This window comes from Mesorhizobium sp. M7A.F.Ca.ET.027.03.2.1 (assembly GCF_003999175.1).
Lineage (GTDB): Bacteria > Pseudomonadota > Alphaproteobacteria > Rhizobiales > Rhizobiaceae > Mesorhizobium.
Genome location: NZ_RZOM01000669.1, coordinates 1 through 3,430 on the forward strand (window position 1 = coordinate 1; position 3,430 = coordinate 3,430).

Below are 3,430 nucleotides of genomic sequence, written 5' to 3' on the forward strand. Positions count from 1 at the left end.
CGACCGCACCTACGCCGAATGGACCGCCAGCTTCGACGCCGCGCCCGAGGAGGCAGACAAGCTGGCCGAGGGCATGGGCGCGAATGTCTTTCAGGGCGGCTTCAACGCCCTGAAAAGCCATTTCGCCGGCCAGATCTGACAGGAGCCAAACCATGGCGCTGGCACTGCAGACCTTTGCAACGGTGAAAGACGCGAACGCGGCACTGAAAGCCCAGGGAACACGCTATCTCGGCGGCGGCACGCTGGTCGTCCGCGCGGCCAATGAAGGCGATGTTTCGGTTTCCGGCCTTGTCAGGTCGACCGAGCCGTCTTTGTCCACCATCGCTGTTGCCGGCGGCAAAGTCCGCATCGGCGCTTCGGTGACGATGGCGGCGATCGCCAGCCATCCGGAGCTTGGCACGCTCACCAAGGCCGCCCGCGCCGTCGGTGGCCCGGCAATCCGCAACATGGCGACCGTCGGCGGCAATCTGTTTGCCCCGGCTCCCTATGGCGATTTCGCCGTTGCCCTGCTGGCGCTCGACGCCATTGTCAGCACCGACGGCGGCGAAACGCCGATCGAGACTTTTCTGGCCAATCGGGACGGCAGTCGCGCCATCGTCACTTCCGTAAGCTTCACGCTTCCTCCACAAGGCGGTTTTCGCTTCCTGAAAGTGTCCAGGGTGAAGCCGAAGGGCGTCTCGGTGCTCAGCATCGCCGCTGTTTTCCAACAGGTGTCTGACGGCACCGTCTCTTCGGCGCGGATCGCGCTCGGCTGTATGGCCGACCGACCATTGCGTGCCAGAGCGGCGGAAAAGGCGCTGATCGGCAGAAAGCTCACCAAGGACGGCATCGCGCCGGCACTGGCGGCGGCAGGTGACGGCATCGCGCCGATCACGGATCCTATCGCCAGCGCCTGGTATCGCGCTGAAGTGCTGCCGGTTCATCTCGGCCGGCTGCTGCTCACATAACATTTCGTTCGGGGGCGCGCGTCTGTCCGATGCTTCGGGCAGGCACGCTGGGAGGAAAACATGGCAAAGGTTCCGGTTCAATTCACACTCAACGGTTCTGAAAAGGCCGAATTCATCGACAGCGGCACAACGTTGCTGCACGCCTTGCGCGACAAGATCGGCGACACCTCGCCGAAAGGCGGCTGCCATCAAGGCACCTGCGGCGCTTGTTCAGTCATCATAGACGGCGAACTCAGGCTCTCCTGCCTGACGCTGGCCGAGACCTGCAATGGGGCGGCCATCAGCACGACATCAGGGCTTTCGGAAAGCGGCGTCCTGCACCCGCTGCAGCGCGCCTTCCTCGACACGTTCGCCACGCAATGCGGCTTCTGCACGCCGGGCATGATCATGGCCGCCAAGGTGCTGCTCGACCATACGCCCAACCCCAGCCGCGACGAAGTGGTCGAGGCGCTGTCGGGCAACATCTGCCGCTGCACCGGCTACGAGCCGATCATCCAGGCGGTGCTGACTGCCGCCCGCGCCAATTCGCAGAACGCGGCCTGAGGGGTCCAAAAGAATGGAACTGCGCAAGAATTACTTCGCCGATGTCCGCAAAGATGATCTGCACGAGATCGGCCAACCTCGGCCGCGCTCCGATTCACCCGGCCATGTCACCGGCAAGACCGCCTTTTTCGCCGACCGCAATTTCCCCGGCATGCTGCACCTGAAGATGGTGCGCAGCCCGCATCACCATGCCCGCATCCGCTCGATCGACACCTCCGAGGCGGAAAAACATCCAGGTGTGGTGAAAATTCTGACCGCCAAGGACGTGCCGCACAATGTCTACACCATCCTGATCCTGATCCAGGTCGGGCCGGAGGACGAGACGGTGCTTGCCGACGGCAAGGTGCGCTGGAAGGGCGAGGCCGTGGTGGCGGTGCTGGCCGAAACCGAGCGCGCGGCGCAAGAGGCGGCCGCCAAGGTCAAGGTCGACTATGAGGTGCTGCCGGCCGTCTTCGATATGGAAGAGGCGCTGAAGCCCGGCGCGCCGCTGGTCAACGAATATCACGGCCAGAATTATTATCTCTACGACAGCGGCGAGTGCCGCAAGGTGCGCTTCGGCGACGTCGAGGCGGGCTTCGCCGGCGCCGACCACATATTGGAGGAGAGCTACCAGTCCTCGCCCATCGAACATGCGCCGACCGAGACCACCGGCTGCGTGGTGGCACCCGAGGGCAATGACCGCTTCACCTGCTACACCAACACGCAGGCGATGTTCTTCACGCTCGACAACACCTCGATCATCCTGCAGATGCCGGGCAGCAAACTGCATTTCGTCGGCGGCACCGTCGGCGGCGGTTTTGGCGGCAAAGTCGACGTCATCGTCGAGCCGGTCGCCATCCTCGGTGCAAAATTAACCGGACGACCAGTCTGTTTTATCTACAGCCGCGAAGAGGAGATGCAGATATCGTCACCGCGCGCGGCCGAAAAGGTCGTCATCAAGGACGGCGTCATGAAGGACGGCCGCATCGTCGCGCGCAAGGTCACTGGCTACACCGATGCCGGCGCCTATTCGCGCCACTCGCCCTATGGCGCGCAGAAGGGCGCGGGGCACTATCCCGGCCCCTACACCATCCCGAACGTCTGGATCGATACCTACTGCGTCTACACCAACCGCACGCCCTCCTCCGCCATGCGCGGCTTCGGCGTCACCATCGGCGATTTCGCGCTGGAGGTGCAGATGGACAAGCTGGCGCGGCTGATCGGCATGGACCCGCTCGAATTCCGCTTCATCAACGCCTATCGCGACGGCGATATGAAAGCGCACCGCCAGCCGACCGAGGGCGCGGCGCTGATCGAATGCATGCAGGAAGCCTCGCGCGCCGCCAACTGGCCGGTGGCGGAGAAATACATGGCGATGTCATCCTACGTGAAGGGAGCTTGAGATGGCGATCAGGCGCGGACGCGGCGTTGCCGCCATCAACTATCCCACAGGCATGAACCTCGGCGGCGACCCGACGCAGGCGCTGGTGCATTCGACGCCGACCGGCAATTTCATGGTGACGCTATCATCGGTCGATCTCGGCCAGGGCATGAAGCAGATCATGGCGCAGATCTGCGCCGAGGCGATCGGCGTGCCGACCGACCGTGTCGTCGTCGACACCGCCGACACCGACACCGGCCCGCACTGCATGGGCACCTTCGCCTCGCGCGGCACCCACCGCGCCGGCAACGCCGTCATCCAGGCGGCAAGGGAAGCCCGCCAGGTGATGCTGGAAGTGGCGGCCGAGGAGCTGGAGGTCAACGCCTCCGACCTCGAGACCGACGGCCAGGGCAACATCCTGGTCAAGGGCGCACCGCAAAAATCGATCTCGATCTTCGATGTCGCGCTGTCGGCGCATTTCAAGCGAGGCCGCTCGATCTCGGGCCGCGGCATGTTCCTGATCCCGCGCTCCTACCCCGAGAAAGAAACCGGCGCGATGAAGCCGTCGACCTGTTATGCC

The 3,430-nt window shown here is 64.1% G+C and carries 4 protein-coding genes and 1 pseudogene; all 5 read left to right on the top strand.

What is annotated here, in order from left to right:
* Positions 1 to 139, top strand: a pseudogene (locus tag EN750_RS41710) (SRPBCC family protein); the annotation flags it as partial.
* A gap of 13 nt (positions 140 to 152) precedes the next feature.
* Positions 153 to 947 (top strand): FAD binding domain-containing protein, encoded by a 795-nt coding sequence (locus tag EN750_RS24550; RefSeq protein WP_127397967.1) that lies wholly within the window; start codon positions 153 to 155, stop codon positions 945 to 947.
* A gap of 60 nt (positions 948 to 1,007) precedes the next feature.
* Positions 1,008 to 1,490: a (2Fe-2S)-binding protein gene (locus tag EN750_RS24555; RefSeq protein WP_127397969.1), complete on the top strand. Its 483-nt coding sequence runs from the start codon at positions 1,008 to 1,010 to the stop codon at positions 1,488 to 1,490.
* 13 nt (positions 1,491 to 1,503) lie between these two features.
* The gene (locus EN750_RS24560) at positions 1,504 to 2,871 is read left to right on the top strand and encodes a xanthine dehydrogenase family protein molybdopterin-binding subunit (protein WP_127397971.1); all 1,368 of its coding nucleotides are present in this window, start codon (positions 1,504 to 1,506) and stop codon (positions 2,869 to 2,871) included.
* Position 2,872: 1 nt separating this feature from the next.
* A partial coding sequence (locus EN750_RS41530) for a molybdopterin cofactor-binding domain-containing protein (protein ID WP_145967883.1) occupies positions 2,873 to 3,430 on the top strand: 558 nt, incomplete at its 3' end.